Source organism: Saccharothrix longispora (assembly GCF_030852425.1).
GTDB classification, from domain to species: Bacteria; Actinomycetota; Actinomycetes; order Mycobacteriales; family Pseudonocardiaceae; genus Actinosynnema; species Actinosynnema longispora.
This window is the reverse complement of record NZ_NSDM01000017.1, coordinates 58304-74987: the sequence shown is the minus strand read 5'-3', so window position 1 is coordinate 74987 and position 16684 is coordinate 58304. Positions and strand designations below refer to the sequence as shown.

Below are 16684 nucleotides of genomic sequence, written 5' to 3'. Positions count from 1 at the left end.
GACGTGCGCGACGACGACCCCGACGGCACGCGGGGACCGGCCGACCTCGACCCGGTCACCGCCGAGAGCGAACAGGAACCCGACTTCGGGGACGAGCACGACAGCACGACGGTGGCCGGCGGGACGACCCCAGCCGAAGGGCCCGACGAGTCCGTCCCCGAGGGCCGCGGCGGGATGGACGCCGGGGCCGACGGCCCGCCGTGACGTCCTCCCCGCCGTGATGCCCGGGAGTCCTCAGCCCGGCAGGTTGCCGGTCGGTGAGGTCTCCACCTCGGGCGCGCCCTCCACGGGTTCGCGCCCGACCCCGGCGCCCAGGGCGTAGGACAGGTGCCCGCCCAGCGCCCCGCCCGCGCCCACCGCGGCGAGGCCGAGCACCGACCACTTCCGGCGGCCGGTGACGTAGGCCGCCAGGAAGCAGGTGCTCGCCACCGCGTTGGCCGCGGCGTGCACCAGCCCGACGCGGCGCGAGGGCGCGTCCGTGAGCGTGGACAGCTCGACCAGGCCGGTGACCACGGCGGGTGGCGTCGCGAGCAGCCCCACGCCGGTGAACCGGTGCGCCGTCTCGCGGTCGCCGAACGCGAAGTCGGCCACGGCGGCGCAGGTGTAGGCCCCGATCGGGGCGAGGATCAGCAGCGGGTGCACGGGGTGGCCCAGCCACGTCCCGCGCAGCGCCCGCTCGACGGCGGTGCCGCCCACCGCCCGGCGGATCGCGCGGACGGCCTTGTCGGTGGGGTCGTCGAGCCGGCTCAGGCGTTCGACGGCCCGGAAGAGTCGATGTGTCAGCACGATCGCGGGCTACCCCGACCAGGAGCGCGCAATCGGACGGCACGCGGTGGGACCACCTCCACGCGGTGACTACGGAGAGTGTTCGTGGTGTACGTGAATCCGCACCCCGGTGTACGGTCAACCGAGTCTGGGAGCGCTCCCAGACAGGTCGAGACGAGGAGGGGCTCAGTGAAGCGCTCCACCGCCGCAGTGGCGGCTCTGGGTGTGGTGCTCGGCGCGGGAGCGGTGGTGCTGCCGCAGGCGACGGCCGCCGCGCAGGGCTGCCGGGTCGACTACACCGTCACCAGCCAGTGGCAGGGCGGGTTCCAGGCCGGTGTGAAGATCACCAACCTCGGCGACCCCGTCACCGGTTGGTCGCTCGGGATCGCCTTCCCGAGCACCTCGCAACGGGTGACGCAGGGCTGGAACGCCACCTGGTCCCAGTCCGGTTCCACGGCGACCGCGACCAACATCGACTGGAACCGCTCGCTGGCCACCGGAGGGTCCACCGACATCGGGTTCGTCGGCTCGTGGTCGGGCAGCAACCCCACGCCCACCTCGTTCACGCTCAACGGCGTGGCGTGCACGGGCTCCACCGGGCCGACGACGACCACCACCACGACCACCACGACGGCGCCGCCCGTCCCGCGCAACCCGGTCGAGGCCAACGGGCAGCTGCGGGTCTGCGGCGTCAACCTGTGCAACCAGCACAACCGCCCCATCCAGCTGCGCGGCATGAGCACGCACGGCATCCAGTGGTTCGGCAAGTGCTACAACAACGCCTCGCTGGACGCGCTGGCCGCGGACTGGAAGGCCGACCTGTTCCGCATCGCGATGTACGTCCAGGAGCAGGGCTACGAGACCAACCCGACCGGGTTCACCAACCAGGTGAACAGCCTGGTCGACCTGGCCGAGGCGCGCGGGCTGTACGCGCTGATCGACTTCCACACGCTCACCCCGGGTGACCCGAACCACAACCTGGCGCGGGCCAAGACGTTCTTCGCCTCGGTCGCCGCCCGCAACGCGGCCAAGAAGAACGTGATCTACGAGATCGCGAACGAGCCCAACGGCGTGAGCTGGGCCGGCATCAAGAGCTACGCGGAGCAGGTCATCCCGGTGATCCGCGCGGCCGACCCGGACGCCGTGATCATCGTCGGCACGCGGGCCTGGTCGTCGCTGGGCGTGTCGGAGGGCTCCAACGAGACCGAGGTGGTCGACAACCCGGTCAACGCGACCAACATCATGTACGCGTTCCACTTCTACGCCGCGTCGCACAAGGACAACTACCGCGCGACGGTGAGCCGGGCGGCCTCCCGCCTGCCGCTGTTCGTCACCGAGTTCGGCACGGTCAGCGCCACGGGCGGCGGGGCGTTCGACCGGGCGAGCACCACGGCGTGGCTGGACCTGCTCGACCAGTTGAAGATCAGCTACGCCAACTGGACGTACTCCGACGCGGACGAGAGCAGCGGGGCGTTCCGGCCCGGCACGTGCAACGGCGGCACCTACACCGGCAGCGGTGTGCTCACCGAGTCCGGTGCGCTGATCAAGAGCCGGATCAGCACGCCGGACGACTTCCCCACCAGCTAGGTCCCGTCAGGTCCCCGAGCCCGCGCTGATCGGGCTCGGGGACCACGGGCGGTTGGGCCGAAAGGGGTGCGCGTCCGGGTGAACGCGGGCAGGATCGGACCATGCGCAGCTCACTTCTCGACCACGCGGAACGATCCGTCGAGCCCGGCCACTTCCAGCTCCAGAACAACCACATGCTCAAGGTCGACCTCCGCGGCACCGGCGGCTTCTTCTTCGCCAAGCAGGGGTCGATGGTCGCCTACCAGGGGGACGTCGACTTCGCCTACGAGGGCAGCGGCGGGATCGGGAAGCTGTTCAAGAAGGCGTTCACCGGCGAGGGCATGTCCCTGATGAAGGTGTCGGGCAGCGGCGACGTCTTCCTCGCCCAGGACGCCGACCAGGTGTTCGTGCTGCACCTGGACAACGAGAGCGTGACCGTCAACGGCGCCAACGTGCTCGCCTTCGAGAGCACCCTCACCTGGGACATCAACCGCGTCGAGGGTGCGTCGATGCTCAGCGGCGGCCTGTTCAACACGACGTTCACCGGCTCCGGGGCGCTCGCCATCACGACGTTCGGCACGCCCGTCGTGCTGAACGTGGACGTGCCGACGTTCGTCGACATGCAGTCCGCGGTCCTGTGGTCCACGTCGTTGCAGTCGTCGATCCGCAAGACCGCGAAGCTCGCCGCGGCCATCGGGCGCGGCTCGGGTGAGGCGTACCAGCTGGCGCTGTCCGGTCGGGGCATCGTCGTCGTGCAGGCCTCCGAGGGTCACCCGGCGCCGCCCCCGCAGTGACCCGGCGGGTCAGGTCGTGTTCGGCTGACGAGCGGGCGCCGTGCCGAGCAGGTGGGCGTCCGCCGCGGTCCGCGTGCACTCGTTGGCGTGGTAGACGCCGTGGCCGGGGCCGTCGAAGGTGACCAGGCGCGAGCCCGTGGCCTGCCGGTGCGCGTTCACCGCCCACCGGTACGGCGTGGCCACGTCGTACCGGCTGGTCAACAGCAGCAGCGGGGGAGCCTGGTCGGCGTCGAGCCGGTGCTGCGGGTTGCGGGGGCGGTCGGTGAACCCGATGCACGAGGCCGCCTCGTGGTGGCCGATGGGCGTGCCGCGCAGCGTGGGCGACGCCCGCAGCTCGGCCTCGCGCAGCGAGCGGTACGGGTGGAAGTCCCGGTACCGCAGCACGAAGTCCTGGCACACCACGGCGTAGCGCAGCGAGTCGTAGTGCGGCTCGAACGACGCCCGCGCACCGCCGACGTCCGCGATGAGCGACGCCAGGTTCTCCCACGCCCCACCGCGGATCTCGAAGAACGCCCACTCGATCAGCTCGCCCTGCCCCAGCCCGATCTCGTCCGCCGCGACCAGGGCCTCCTCCCACGCCGCGCGAACACCGCCCGTGCAGGGCGCACGCGGTGTTCGCGGCGCACCACGCGACGAACGCGTCGAACGCCTCCTCCAGGGCCCGTGCCCGGTCCACCAGCAGGCGCCGCTGGTCGGAGCTGTGGTCGATCACGCCGTCCAGCACCATCGAGCGCCTCACCGGCCGGTCCGGGCGGGGCGGCCCCGTAAGCTGGCTGTCTCCAAGGGCGGGTCACCTCCGGGTGCCCATCGGCGAGGGGCGGACGGGTGCGGGCAGCGGCGAGGACGGGCCGGTTCGGGCTCCTCGTGTCGCTGCTGGTCCTCCTCGGGGCCACCGCCGGCGTGGCGCAGGGCGCCGCCGGCGCGACGCACCCGGTCCTGTTCAACGGCTGGTCGGTCTCCGACGAGCCGTCGATGCACGACGACCGCCACGACTGGCTCAGGTTGGCGGCGGCCCGGCATGCGCCGGCCACGGCGCACCCGGACACCTGGTGGGTGCTGTGCCGGCGCGCGACCGCCCGCTGCGCGCCGCGGGGTCGGTCGCCCGCCGACGTGGCCGGTTCCGCCCGGCCGCCGGTCGCCGTGTCGACGCCGCCGTCGACGAGGACGCCCCCTCCGGGGGGACCGGCTGTCCCGCACCCGTCCCTTTCGCGACGCGCCTGACGCACCCACCCACCTCGGGGGGCGCGCCGGTGGCGCGCGCCGTTCGTCCACCCCGAAGGGTTCACCCATGTCCGTCGTCGTGCTCGTGCTGCTGATCGCCGCCCTCGTCACCGCGGTGGGTCTGCTGGTGACGATGTTCCTGAAGGACAAGCCGCTCTACGGGGCGATGGGGCTCGGCCTGCTGGCCGGTCCCGGCGCCCTGCTCGCGCTCGCGTACCTGCCCGTGGCGTAGCCCGGCGGGTCCCGGTCGGTCACCCCTCCGCGGGGGGGGGGTGGTGACCGACCGGGACCACGTCACCGGCAGGCTCGCGTGGTCGGCCCGCCCGGAACACCGGGTGCCGGCCAGGCGTCAGCCGGGGCAGCGGCCGACCGCCGGACGACTCCTCCCGGTGCGGCACGAGGTGGAAGTGGTCACCGGGGAACGCGACGAGCCGGAACCCGGCGCGGGTCGCCTCCGCCCGGCCGGCCGCCTGCGCCCCGGTCACCCGCGGGTCGGCGTCCCCGGTCAGCGCGGTGATCGGGACGGGCAGCGGCTCGCCCAGGTCCGCGGGTGCGGTTCGCCGAACCGGTCCTCGCGGCCCGGGTACTGCACGGCCCACAGCTCCACGTCGTCGGGCAGCTCGTCGACCACGGGCGGAGGAAGCTCGCGGAGCCGCCCGCGTGCGGGAAGCAGACCAGCCGGCGTCGTGCGGACGGCCGCGCCGGGTCAGCAGCGCGCCCACTCGCCCCGGTGGACCCGGCTCACCGCGCACCGGCCGGTTCGTCGACGCCCGCGAACGTCGTCCGCCGCTTGAGCGCGGCGATCAGCGGGGCCGCCATGAACGTCGTGGCCAGCGCCATCAGCACCATGATCGCGAACAGGGGCGGCGACACGACGCCGAGCTGCACGCCGACGGTCAGGATCACCACCTCCGTCAACCCCCTGGTGTTCATCAGGACGCCGATCAGCAGCGACTCGGGCCAGGGCTCGCCGGTCAGCCGGGCGGTGAGCGCCGACCCGCTGAGCTTGCCCGCGGTGGCCACCGCGACGACCAGCAGCACGGTCAGCCACAGGGCGGGGGTGGAGAGCAGGTCCACCCTGGTGGAGATGCCGACCAGGCCGAAGAACACCGGCAGCAGCAGCACCGACGTCACGCTGCCCAGCTTGCCCTCGACGGCGCGCAGCCACGTCGGCTCGCGCGGCATGACCGCGCCCGCCATGAACGCGCCGAAGATCGCGTGGATGCCGATCAGGTCGGTGACCCACGCGCTGAGGACGGCGATCACCAGCACGCCCCAGATCGGCGGTCGGCCCCACCTCCGGAGCAGCGGGCGCACCACGACCAGCATCAGCGCCACGTAGACCGCCGACCACGCGAGGGTGAGCACGACGTCCAGCGGTCCGGACGAGTTCACCACGGCGACCACCACGGCGAGCAGGAACCAGGCGACGACGTCGTTGGTCGCCGCGCACAGCAGGCTCACCACGCCGACGCGGGTGCGCAGCAGGTCGGACTCCTGGAGGAGTCGGGACAGCACGGGGAACGCGGTGATGGCCATCGCCGCCGCCATGAACAGGCTGAACTCCAGCCGACCGGTGCCCTCCCCGAACCGGGGGTGCAGCCACAGCGACAGCGGCACCGACAACGCGATCGGCACGAGCATCGACGCCTGGCTGATCAGGGTGACCTTGCGGCCCTGCCCGCGCAGCGCCCGCAGGTCGATCTCCAGGCCGACGAGCAGCATGAAGATCACCAGGCCGATCTGGGCCAGCACGTTCAACGACTGGACCACCTGCGGCGGGAACAGGTGCTCGGTGGAGCCGGGGAACACCACGCCCAGCGCGCTGGGGCCCAGCAGGATGCCGGCGACGATCTCGCCCAGCACCCTGGGCTGACCGATCTTGCCCACCAGCCAGCCCACCGCGCGCACGGCGACGAGGATGACCGCGAGGGCCAGGAACGTGCGGCTGTTGAGGTCCGCCGCGTCGAGGTGCTGCACGTGCTGTCCTCCCGGTGTCCCGCGGACCGCTGGGTCCGGCGACGTGTCGGTTCGACTCGAAGACGAGTCACCTCAGCGGTTCGCCCGCCCGGTGCCCGGGCCGTCCACGACGGACTGGTCCGGTGTGGACATCGGCGCCGGCCCGCGGCGGTGCCCGACTCGGGGGAGCGGGCCACGCGGACGCCCACGACGTCACCCGGCCGCGGTCCCCGCCGCGCCGGGCCGTGCTGCGGGGCTCGGCACCCGCTCGACCGCGGTGGGCCACGTGCCGCCCGCGTCGACGGAGTCGGCGTCGATCACCGTCCCGCGCACGAGCCCGTCGTGCCCGAAGGGACCGTCGCCGGACACCGGCACGGTGCCGAACCGGTCCGGGCAGGCCGTGCCGCCGAACTCCGCCGACGTCCTCGTCGGGGTGCCGGTCGCCGTCGGGCACAGCGGTTCCGCCGTCGCGGTGGACCGCTTTCTCCGTGTTCGGCGACTTCAGCCGGAGCACCTGGAGCCGGCGGACTCGTCTCCGCCGGCTCGTAATGATCGAGTGGGTCGACGTGACGGTCCCGGTGGAATTGGTCGAACTCTCCCCCCATCAGGTGTGGAGTCCTGTTGTCGGAAATCATGCGCACCTCTGCTGTCGAAAGAGCACCCGATCGGGCGCTCGTGTGCGAGAGAACGGTGGAGTGGTGTTCGCGCGTTCCACCAGAAGTGCGCACCGGAATGCGCCTCTTGGTCGAAGCCGTGATCGGACCCTGGACCGGGGCGCACTTCTCGACCGCGCGGCGATCGGCCCGGCCGCCGTCGACGGTGGGTGATCTCGAACGCTCGACGAGGGCGACCGGCGAACGACTCCCGGGTGTTCGCGACACGCGCGGATATGCGGCCGGCTCGTCTGCGATGCCGGCACGCGTGGATCAGTGCAGCTCAGAGCCCCAGCTGAGCATTGTGGACGACGCCGTGCGACCTTCTCACGCGCAAGAACGCGGGTGCCTGCGCGGTCGGCCGGAAGACGGCTCGCAGGTGGTGCAGCGTCGCATGAACTCTCCCCAGTAGTCGTACCGCCCCGTGCGGGGAGGATTTCTCGGACTCACCCCAGTACCAGGAAACTTCTCATCGAACGTAACCGGCGCTCCGTCGGCGTGTCAAGGTTTCGACCGACGTGGTGACGGTGCATGCGTGAAGTGGGATTTCACTGTCGGTGACTCCCCCTCTCGGACCTTGTCGGTGGGGCGAACGCCGTACACACTGTGTTGCCGGAACCCATATCCAGCGCGGCTGCGGAGGTGTTCTCGCCCTGGCCGGAGCTCTGGGGCAGGGATTTTCGCGCCGGGGCCGGGAAGTGATCGAGAAATGCGCACGGGAGTGCTTCCGCGGTGCGTCGACGCACGGGGAGAACTGCTCGCCACGGTGGAACCGGCGGTCGGGGTGGACGGCGTGGTGCGGGGTGTCCCGGTGAAGCGGGGCGCGCGGGTCAGGTCCGGGCGGACCAGGTCGTCGGCGAGGTGCGCAGGCCCGCCCGCACGGCCGCGTGCACGGCGCGCGCCAACCGCGAGCCCTGCACCGAACGCGGACCGCCGTACTCCGCCGCCGGCCCCGTCGCCGGGCACAGCAGGACCGTGGCGTCGGTCGGTGTCCCGGTGCCCGGCACACCGCCCTCCACCAGGGCCTGCGCCTTGGCCTCCGCGGCCGTGGCCACGGCGTTGACCAGCGCCGCCGGCGTCAACCGCACGGGGAACCACCCCACCACGTTGATCGTGCCCGGCCGCCACGCCAGCGCCTCGCCGCCCGCCGCCCAGGTCGGGTGGGCGCCGATGCCGGTCGTCGCGGTGACGGTCACGCCCCGGTCGGTCGTGGTGACCTCCTGGCGGACGTCCACCGCGGTCAGCACGCCGGTGCCGGTCCCCACCAGGCCGCACGCGGCGGCGAGGTCGACCACGTCGGCGGCCGGGTCGTCGCGGTCGTAGTCGTGCGGCACCGTGGCGTTGAGCACCCACTCGCGTTCGCCGATGCCTCCGCCGTGCACCGCGGAGGAGATGGCCAGCCACGGTCGCCCGGTGCGCCACACCAGCACGGACCGACCGTTCACCCGGTGGTGTTCCGGTTCCACGCGTGCCCTCCCGCCGGCGGCGTGCCCGGCCGGGCGTGGACAGCGGCCCGGCGGCCCCGGCCGCGACCGCCGGGTCGGCACTGTACGCGGCGGCGACCCGTGCCCGGGCGCCGACCGCACCGGGGCGGCGGGGACCGGTTCCCGCCGACCCGGGCCCGGTCAGGTCGTGATCGAGAAGCTGTTGGACCGGAAGTCCATGCCGCCGGACGACGAGGTGATCTCGAAGCCGAACTGCACGTCGCCCACCGTCACGTCGCCCCACCAGCCGCGCGCGCCGATCCAGCGCAGCACCGCGAGCACGTCCACCGTGCCGGCGTTGGTGTTGCCCGTCCGCACGAAGGAGAACACCTGGTTCGACCCGTTGGACCCGCGGTGCACGTCCCAGGTGTGGCCGCCCACCGACACGGTGGTCTCCCGCCCCCCTATGGGGCCGACCGGCCCCTGCTTGTTCACCCAGATCATGACCTCGTACGCGTGGTTGTCGGCCCAGATGTCGTACGCCGTCGCGTACGCGCCGCCGCCGGGCCGGGCCACGTCGAACGAGCTGCTCAACCTGCTCAGCGCGCTCAACTTCCGGTTGACCATCCTCGCCGAGTGCGGGTACGACTTCACGCCGCCGGTGTTCGGGTGGTTCGCCCACACGCCCCAGTTCGAGTACGAGTTCGCCCAGATCGTCTGCGGCCCGACCCCGCTTCCCCAGACGTTGTTGCGGACGGTGTACCCGCCGTTCGACCAGGTGCCCCACTTGTCGGTCGAGGACCACGTCGCGGCCTGTGCGGGCACCGCGCTCCCGACCAGCAGACCGGCGAGCACGACCGCCGCGGCGGCCCATCGCGTTCTCGTCACTGTCGGCACTCCTCCCGGGCGTCGTCGCCCACGTCGGCGCGCTTCGTCGAACCACGTCGCGGAGCGCGCCGGGAACGGTGTCCGGCGGCGGAACGGATCGGACTTTCGCAGTCCACCCGGGACCGGTCAACCGGGCGGTCCTCCTTCGACGGGCTTCGACGAACGGCTTCGAAGGAATTCACCCGGCTGCGCGGCCTCCCGGGGGCCCGTGCCGCTACACCGGCCGGCCCCCTACCCGCTCGGGCATCCCGATCCCGACGAGGCCGTCCAGCGCGCGCGGCAGCGGACCGCGGTGCAGGACGCCCAGGCGCTGGGTGGCGCGGGTGAGGGCGACGTACAGCTCGGCCGCGCCGCGCGGGCCGTCGGCGAGGATGCGCTCCGGTTCCACGACCAGCACGGCGTCGTACTCCAGGCCCTTCGTCTCCGACGCCGCCACCGCGCCCGGCACGTCCGGCGGCCCGATCACGACGCTGGTGCCCTCGCGGCCCGCCTCGTCGCGGACGAACTCCTCGACGGCGGCGGGCAGCTCGTCCCCGGTGACCAGCCTGGACCACGGCCGGGCGCCGCACGCGCGGACCGACTCCGGCGGGCGGACCCCCGGCGCAAACCCGGCCAGCACCGCGGCGGCGACGTCCATGATCTCCGCCGGGGTGCGGTAGTTCACCGTCAGCGACCGGTAGACCCAGCGGCCGGGCACGTACCGGTCCAGCATCCCGCCCCACGACGTCGCGCCGGCCGACGACCGGCGCTGGGCGAGGTCGCCGACCACCGTGAAGGAACGGCCCGGGCAGCGCCGCATCAGCACCCGCCAGTCCATCTCGGACAGCTCCTGGGCCTCGTCGACCACGACGTGCCGGTAGGTCCAGTCCCGGTCCGCGGCGGCGCGCTCGACCAGTTCCCGGGTGTCGTGCTCGACGAAGCGGTCCGCCAGGTCCTCGGCGTCGAGCAGGTCCGTGGCGAACAGGTGGTCCTCGTCGTCCATCATGTCCCGTCGGCCGACGAAGCTGTCCAGCACCGCGGCGGCGTGCTCGGTCTCGGCCGCCCGCGCCCGCTCGGCGGCGCGGTCCACCGACCCGTCGCTGCCGAGCAGGTCGACCAGCTCGTCGAGCAGCGGCACGTCCGACACCGTCCACGCCTCGCCGTCGGCGCGCAGCAGCACCGGGTCACCGCCCGCCGCCCGCAGCCGTTCGGGGGAGGAGTAGAGCGGCGCCAGCAGCGCTTCCGGCGTCAGGACGGGCCACAGCTCGTCCAGCACGGCGGTGAAAGCCTCGTCCTCCGCCAGCTCCTTGACCAGCTCGGCCCGCAGGCGCTCCCACGACGTGCGGTCCTCCCGCGTCAGCCAGCCCTTGCCGATCCGGGGGATCGCCCGTTCGGTGAGCACGTACGTGACGATCTCGGTGAACACGGCGCGGGCCTCGTTGTGCGGCAGCCCGCTCGCGCGCGCCTCCTCCCTGGCCCACTCGGCGGTGGGGGCGTCGATCCGGGCCGTGCCCCCGCCCAGTTCGATCGTCAGCGGCTCCTCCGGCAGCCGCTGCCGGTCCCGGATCGCCGCCGCGAGCACGTCCAGCATCGCGAGCGAGCCCTTGAGCCGCGCGGCCTCCGGACCGTCCTCGGCGGTGACCAGCAGGCCGGGCACGAGGCCGCCGGTGGTGGTGAACACGACGTCGGACTCGCCCAGCGACGGCAGGACGCGGCCGATGTGGTTCAGGAACGCCGGGTTCGGCCCGACCACGAGCACGCCGTGCCGCTCCATCCGCTCCCGCTGGGTGTAGAGCAGGTACGCGACGCGGTGCAGCGCCACCACGGTCTTGCCGGTGCCCGGACCGCCCTCGATCACCAGCACGCCGGGGTGGTCGAGCCGGATGATCTCGTCCTGCTCGGCCTGGATCGTCGCGACGATGTCGCGCATGCCCGCGCCGCGCGGCGCGTCGACCGCCGCGAGCAGGGCGGCGTCGCCGCGCGCTTCGCCGTCCGGGCGGCCGAGCACCTCGTCGGTGAAATCGAGCACACGCCGCCCGCGGGTGTGGAACTGGCGGCGTCGGCGCATGTTCTCCGGGTTCGCGGCGGTGGCGACGTAGAACGCGCGCGACGCCGGCGCGCGCCAGTCGAGCAGCACCGGTTCGTACTCGTCGTGCTCGTCGAAGAGGCCGATCCGGCCGATGTAGGAATGTTCGCCGGAAAGGGTGTCCAGTCGGCCGAAGCACAGCCCGTTGTCCGCCACGTCCAGCCGCTTCGCCTCCTTGGCCAGGGCCCGCACCTCGGCGTCCCGCTCGACGGCCGTCCCGCCGTTGCCCAGCAGCGCCGCGTCGTACTCGCCCTTCACCCGCGCGCGCTCCGCGTCGAGCCGCGCGTAGAGACCGGCCACGTAACCGCGCTCGGACCGCAATTCTTCGTCGTACCCCTGAGTTGACACATGCCCCTCGCAGCGGCTAACCTGATACCAGTTTCGGCGTATTCTCCATCTCACGGTGGAGAGCACGCCGATTTTTCATTCTCCGCCCCTTGTCAAGTCCCCGGTGCGACGTGCGCGACCAAGGGGAGTGGGAAGAAGTGGTCGACTTCTTCCCGGTGACCACGAGCCGGTGACGAGGCCGGCCTCGTGCGCGAGCAGGCCCGCCTGGGTGCGGTTGCGGCAGTCGATCTTCACCAGCATCCGCGAGACGTAGCTCTTCACGGTCGCCTCCGACAGGTGCAGCTCGCGGGCGATCCCCGCGTTGGACAGCCCGCGCCCCAGGCAGGCCAGCACGTCCCGGTCGCGGTCGGACAGCCCGCGCAGCCGAGCCCTGGCCTCGTCGCGCCCGCGCCCCGCCGCGGTGGCGGCGACCAGCCGGGCTGCGGCGGCCGGGGAGAGCACCGTGTGCCCGGCCGCGGCGACGCGCACCAGCCCCACCAGGTCCTCCGGCGGCGTGGACTTCAGCAGGAAGCCCGCCGCACCGGCGCGCAGGGCGCGCAGCACGTAGCCGTCCGCGTCGAAGGTGGTCAGCGCGACGACGGCCGGCGGCGCGGGCAGCGCCCCGATCCGCTCGATCGCCACCAGACCGTCGACGCCCGGCATCCGCAGGTCCATCAGCACCACGTCGGGACGGTGCCGGACGACCGCCTCCACGGCCTCCGCGCCGTCCTGGGCCTCGCCGACCACCTCCAGGTCGTCGGCGGCGCCGAGGATCACCCGCAGGTGCGCGCACACCATCGGTTCGTCGTCGACCACGACCACCCTGATCACGCCACCACCCGATCTTCCCCGCCCCCGGTCACCCGGCGTCCTCCCTCGTCGGCACGTACGCGGGCAGCGCCGCGTCGACCCGGAAACCGCCGTCCGGCGTCGGCCCCGCGTGCAGCGCCCCACCGACCAGCTCCACCCGCTGCCCCAACCCGAGCAGCCCGACGCCGGAACCGCTCGACGCCAGCGCGTCGTCGGCCGCCCACCGCGCCGGGCCGTTCGTGACGCGCACGGTGACGCCGTCGCCCCGGTAGTCCACCACCACGGCCACCTCGGCGCCCGGCGCGTGCTTGCGCGCGTTGGTCAGCGACTCCTGCACCACCCGGTACGCCGTCCGCCGGACCGTCGGCGAGACCCGCCCGGGCACGCCCCCCGCCGAGTACGACACGCGTTCGCCGACCGCGCGGGCCTCGTCGACCAGCGTCCGGGGGTCGGGCGCGGTCGGTTCCGCCGGGGCTCCGGCCGTCACCTCGCCGCCGGTGCGCAGCACCCCGACCAGGTCGCGCAGCTCGGTCAGCGCGAGGGCGCACGCCTGCCGGATGTCCTCGGCGGCGGCGCGCACGGCGGGCTCGGCCGATCCGACGCCGAGCGCCCCGGCGTGCAGCACGACCAGGCTCAGCCGGTGGGTCACCACGTCGTGCATCTCCTCGGCGAGCCGACGCCGCTCCGCCGCCCGGGCCCGCTCGGCGAGCAGCACCTGCTCGCGCTCGGCCCGCTCGGCGCGCTCGCGCAGGGAGTCGACCAGCTGCCCGCGCGCCCGCAGGTACAGCACGGCCAGCGCGGGCAGCAGGGTGTTGACCAGGCCGAGGGGCGTGGTGTCCCAGGCCGGGTCCCAGAACCGGGTGCCGACCGCGGCGAGCAGGCCGACCAGGACGGCCGCGCGCCGGCCGTCGACCAGCCGGACCAGGTTCGTGACGATCGCCGGGGTGGCCACCGGCAGCGCCAGGTGCGTCGCGGGCGGCACGGGGACGAGCAGGCCGGGCGCTAACTGCCCGGAGAGGAGCAGGAGCACCGCGACGACCAGCGCCCAGGACGCCACCCGCACCGGGAACCGGGCGAGGAACAGCAGCGACACGTCCACCGACAGCCGCACCGCCAGCCCGGCGTGCGGGCCCGGGCCGTGGACGAGCAGGTCCAGGGCACCGAAGAGGACTGCGGCGGCGACCAGCCAGAGCCCGTCCCGCCGGGTCGGCCACAGCGCGGGGACCCGTTCTCGGCGCACCCGGCCCACGGTAACGGCGCGCGCCGCACCGCCCACCCGGAGTGCAACTTTCGTGGGTTCGGCAGTCCACCTCCGCCGCTGACGCCGGGGAGGCCGGCCGAGGTGCACTCGGTGCCATGACGAACAGCAGCTGTTCCAGGCGGACCGCGTTGCGCGCCGCCGCCGCGGGCGCCGCGGCAAGTGGACTCACCCTGGCCGGGGGCGGTGCGGCGGCCGAGGCGGGCGGCAGGCGCGGCACGACGACGTTCGTGGTGGTCACCGGCGCGAGCGGCGCCCCCGGCGGCATCGACGCGCTGTCGTTGCGCGGGCACCGCACCGTCGGCGTCCCCCTGCCCGGCCACCGCGCCACCGACGCGCAGTTCGCCGTCGACTACCAGTGCCCGCAGGACGCCGCCTCCCTGGCCACCCGGCCGTCGCCGATGGCGGGCGTCGGGCTGGACGCGTACACCGCCGCGGCGGTCGACGTGGTGCGCACCGTCGCCGAGTTCGGCCCGGTGGTGCTCTACGGCGGCAGCCTGGGCGGCGCGACGCTGAACCGGGTGGGCAACGCCGTGCCGCACCTGGTCGACCGCATCGTCTACGACACGGCCTTCTGCTGCGTCGACCTCTCGTGCCCGGAGGAGTACCTGGCCACCCCCGAGGGGTCGACGAGCCTGGGGGGCGACCTCGCCGACCTGATCGTCGCGGACCCGGCGGTGATCGGCGCGGTGCGGATCAACTACCGCACCGCCGACCGGGCCGCGCTGGCCAAGCTGAAGGAGGTGATGATGGCGGGCGCCGACGACGCCGAGTTCCACGGGTTGCTCGCCTGCCTCCAGCCCGACGAGTCGCCGACGGTGGGCCGCGAGGACTCCCGGGTCCGGGCGGACACCTGGGGGCGCATCCCGCGCACCTACATCCGGCACACCGCCGACCGGATGATCCCCCTGGCGCTCCAGGACCGGATGATCGCCGAGGCGGACCGGCTCACCCCGCGCAACCGGTTCGACGTGCACACCGTGGACGCGCCGCACGCCGCCAACGCCGCGCAGTTCGGTCGGATCGTCGACATCCTGGACGCGCTGCCGGAGTGCCGGCGCTGACCTCAGCCCCGTGCCGCGCCGGCGACGAGCCGGGCGAGCTCGACCGGCCGGGTGGTCATCGGCCAGTGGCCCGAGTCGAGGTCGGCGAACCCGACGTGCCGGGCCCGGGCGAGTTCGGGCACGTCGCCGGCCGCGATCCACCCGCGGGCCTGGTCGGGGGTGAACTCGGGGCACACGACGAGGACCGGCACGTCGAACCGGCGGTCGTCGGTCAACCGCACGACGCCCTTGCTCACGCCCTCGGGCACGGGGATCGCGGTGGCGGCGAACCGCTCCCGGGCGCGCTCGTCCAGGTCGGCGGAGTCCGGTCCTTCGAACGGGTTCCACCCGGGGAACGGCATGACGCCGTCCCGGTGCTCGAAGAAGTCCGCGTAGGGCTGCCCGTCGCCGGCGGGGAAACCGCCGACGAGCACGACCCCGGCCACCCGTCGCGGCCGCGCGTCGGCGGCCAGCCACGCCAGCGAGCAGGCGGCGGAGTGGCCCACCACGAGGCACTTCCCCGACGCCGCGTCCACGGCGGCCAGCACCGCCGCCACCTGGTCGTCGAGCGTGGCGGAACCGGACCCGTCGCCCTGGCCGGGGAGGTCGACCGGCACGGGGCGGTGGCCGAGCGCCGCCAGTTCGGGCACGACGCCGTCCCAGGTGGACGCGTCGAGCCACAGGCCGGCGATGAGCAGGATGTCCACGGTCGGTTCTCCTCGTTCCGGTGTCGTCCTCGTGAGCCGGACGTCACGCTACGACCGGTTCCGGACGATCGGCTTCCGGTTCGCCCGGGGCCACTACCCTCTTCGCGTGCCGACCGATGCCAGTCCCACCGCGCGGGCGCTGCGCGCCATCGAGATCCTCCGCAACCGACCCGGCGTGACGGCCGGTGAGCTCGCGGCGGGGCTGGGGGTCACGGAACGCGCCGCGCGCCGGTACGTCGGCATCCTGCGGGAGGCCGGCATCCCGGTCGAGTCGGCCCGCGGCCCCCACGGCGGCTACCGGCTCGGCCGCCGGACCAGGCTGCCCCCGATCGTGTTCACCGAGCCCGAGGCGCTGGGCCTGGTCATGGCGGTGCTCGACGGCCGGCCGGCCGCCACCGACGTCCACGACCTCGTGGGGGCCGCGCTGGGCAAGGTGATCGGGGCGCTGCCGGAGAACGTCGGCCGGCAGGCGGCGGTCCTGCGGGAGCACGCGTCGGCCGTGCCCGACCGGCACCCCGCCCGCCCGGACCCCGCCACCACCGGCGCGCTCGTCGCCGCCGTCGCGGCCCGCCGCCGCGTGCTGGTCGCGTACCGGGCCGAGTCGGGCGACGAGTGGGAGGCCGAGGTGGACCCGTGGGCCGTCGTGGTCCGCCACGGCCGCTGGTACCTCCTGTGCCACTCGCACCGCTCGGACGCCGTCCGCACCTACCGGGTCGACCGGGTCCGCGACGTCCGGCAGACGGTGCACGGCTTCGAGCCGCCGGCCGGCCTCGACCCGGTGGCGGCGGTGGAGGAGAACCTGGGCACCGGGTGGGAGTTCCCCACGCGCGTGGTCTTCCACGCCCCGCCCGCCGAGGTGGCGCCGTGGGTCCGCCCTCCCATGGGGCGGCTGGCGCCGCTGGGGGAGGGGTGCGTGCTCGTCGGCAGCACGAGCAACCCGGCCATGTACGCGCAGGAGTGGCTGGCGGCCGTGCCGTTCGCGTTCCGGGTCGAGGGCGGGCCGGAGCTCCGCGCCGCGGTCGCGGGGGTCGCCTCGCGCTTCGCCGCCGCCCTCCGCCCCTGAGCGGTCCCGGCGCGGGTGACCGGGACCCGCCGGAGGGGTTCGCCCGACCGGGTGGCCGCCGACCGCGCCGACCATGGGGCTGAAGGGGCGCGTCCCCGCGGGGGCCACCCGTGGGACGCTGGCTGTGGGCGAGCGAACCGA

General features: G+C 74.0%; 18 protein-coding genes. 7 read left to right on the top strand and 11 right to left on the bottom strand.

Going from position 1 to position 16684, the window contains the following annotated elements:
* Window positions 1-3 precede the first annotated feature (3 nt).
* The gene (locus CKY47_RS31345; RefSeq protein WP_306749946.1) at window positions 4-204 is read left to right on the top strand and encodes a hypothetical protein; all 201 of its coding nucleotides are present in this window, start codon (window positions 4-6) and stop codon (window positions 202-204) included.
* 30 nt (window positions 205-234) lie between these two features.
* Here the strand turns inward: CKY47_RS31345 and CKY47_RS31340 are convergent, their stop codons facing one another.
* Window positions 235-786, bottom strand: a complete 552-nt coding sequence (locus CKY47_RS31340) for a DUF2231 domain-containing protein (protein WP_306749945.1) — start codon at window positions 784-786, stop codon at window positions 235-237.
* Window positions 787-954: 168 nt separating this feature from the next.
* Here CKY47_RS31340 and CKY47_RS31335 point away from each other — a divergent pair, with 168 nt between their 5' ends.
* Both CKY47_RS31335 and CKY47_RS31330 read left to right on the top strand, forming a co-directional pair.
* Window positions 955-2352 (top strand): cellulase family glycosylhydrolase, encoded by a 1398-nt coding sequence (locus CKY47_RS31335; RefSeq protein ID WP_306749944.1) that lies wholly within the window; start codon window positions 955-957, stop codon window positions 2350-2352.
* A 101-nt stretch (window positions 2353-2453) separates the two neighbouring features.
* Window positions 2454-3125, top strand: coding sequence for an AIM24 family protein (locus CKY47_RS31330; protein ID WP_306749943.1), 672 nt, complete (start codon window positions 2454-2456; stop codon window positions 3123-3125).
* A 9-nt stretch (window positions 3126-3134) separates the two neighbouring features.
* Here the strand turns inward: CKY47_RS31330 and CKY47_RS31325 are convergent, their stop codons facing one another.
* Complete coding sequence (locus tag CKY47_RS31325) at window positions 3135-3524, bottom strand: alpha/beta hydrolase (protein WP_306749942.1); 390 nt, start codon at window positions 3522-3524, stop codon at window positions 3135-3137.
* Window positions 3525-3950: 426 nt separating this feature from the next.
* Between CKY47_RS31325 and CKY47_RS31320 the strand changes: the two genes are divergently transcribed.
* Together CKY47_RS31320 and CKY47_RS31315 are read left to right on the top strand one after the other, a co-directional pair.
* Entirely contained in the window at window positions 3951-4346 is a 396-nt protein-coding gene (locus CKY47_RS31320) for a hypothetical protein (RefSeq protein WP_306749941.1), read from the top strand.
* A gap of 67 nt (window positions 4347-4413) precedes the next feature.
* Window positions 4414-4578 (top strand): hypothetical protein, encoded by a 165-nt coding sequence (locus CKY47_RS31315; protein WP_306749940.1) that lies wholly within the window; start codon window positions 4414-4416, stop codon window positions 4576-4578.
* Between the two features lie 273 nt (window positions 4579-4851).
* Here the strand turns inward: CKY47_RS31315 and CKY47_RS31310 are convergent, their stop codons facing one another.
* From CKY47_RS31310 to CKY47_RS31275, 8 genes are all read right to left on the bottom strand, one after another.
* Complete coding sequence (locus tag CKY47_RS31310) at window positions 4852-4977, bottom strand: hypothetical protein (protein WP_306749939.1); 126 nt, start codon at window positions 4975-4977, stop codon at window positions 4852-4854.
* Between the two features lie 110 nt (window positions 4978-5087).
* Complete coding sequence (locus tag CKY47_RS31305; RefSeq protein ID WP_306749938.1) at window positions 5088-6326, bottom strand: cation:proton antiporter; 1239 nt, start codon at window positions 6324-6326, stop codon at window positions 5088-5090.
* A gap of 192 nt (window positions 6327-6518) precedes the next feature.
* On the bottom strand, window positions 6519-6674 hold the full coding sequence (locus CKY47_RS31300) for a hypothetical protein (protein ID WP_306749937.1): 156 nt from the start codon (window positions 6672-6674) through the stop codon (window positions 6519-6521).
* Window positions 6675-7788: 1114 nt separating this feature from the next.
* A complete protein-coding gene (locus CKY47_RS31295) occupies window positions 7789-8424 on the bottom strand; it encodes an adenosylcobinamide amidohydrolase (RefSeq protein WP_306749936.1) in 636 nt (211 codons plus the stop codon).
* A 159-nt stretch (window positions 8425-8583) separates the two neighbouring features.
* On the bottom strand, window positions 8584-9270 hold the full coding sequence (locus tag CKY47_RS31290; protein ID WP_306749935.1) for a GH12 family glycosyl hydrolase domain-containing protein: 687 nt from the start codon (window positions 9268-9270) through the stop codon (window positions 8584-8586).
* 214 nt (window positions 9271-9484) lie between these two features.
* The gene (gene helR / locus CKY47_RS31285) at window positions 9485-11683 is read right to left on the bottom strand and encodes an RNA polymerase recycling motor ATPase HelR (protein ID WP_306749934.1); all 2199 of its coding nucleotides are present in this window, start codon (window positions 11681-11683) and stop codon (window positions 9485-9487) included.
* A gap of 75 nt (window positions 11684-11758) precedes the next feature.
* Entirely contained in the window at window positions 11759-12493 is a 735-nt protein-coding gene (locus CKY47_RS31280) for a response regulator (protein ID WP_306749933.1), read from the bottom strand.
* 28 nt (window positions 12494-12521) lie between these two features.
* A complete protein-coding gene (locus CKY47_RS31275; RefSeq protein WP_306749932.1) occupies window positions 12522-13712 on the bottom strand; it encodes a sensor histidine kinase in 1191 nt (396 codons plus the stop codon).
* A gap of 116 nt (window positions 13713-13828) precedes the next feature.
* Between CKY47_RS31275 and CKY47_RS31270 the strand changes: the two genes are divergently transcribed.
* On the top strand, window positions 13829-14794 hold the full coding sequence (locus CKY47_RS31270; protein ID WP_306749931.1) for an alpha/beta fold hydrolase: 966 nt from the start codon (window positions 13829-13831) through the stop codon (window positions 14792-14794).
* Between the two features lie 2 nt (window positions 14795-14796).
* Here CKY47_RS31270 and CKY47_RS31265 read toward each other — a convergent pair whose 3' ends face one another.
* The gene (locus CKY47_RS31265; protein ID WP_306749930.1) at window positions 14797-15480 is read right to left on the bottom strand and encodes an alpha/beta fold hydrolase; all 684 of its coding nucleotides are present in this window, start codon (window positions 15478-15480) and stop codon (window positions 14797-14799) included.
* A 106-nt stretch (window positions 15481-15586) separates the two neighbouring features.
* Between CKY47_RS31265 and CKY47_RS31260 the strand changes: the two genes are divergently transcribed.
* Window positions 15587-16543 (top strand): helix-turn-helix transcriptional regulator, encoded by a 957-nt coding sequence (locus CKY47_RS31260; protein ID WP_306749929.1) that lies wholly within the window; start codon window positions 15587-15589, stop codon window positions 16541-16543.
* Window positions 16544-16684: the final 141 nt, after the last annotated feature.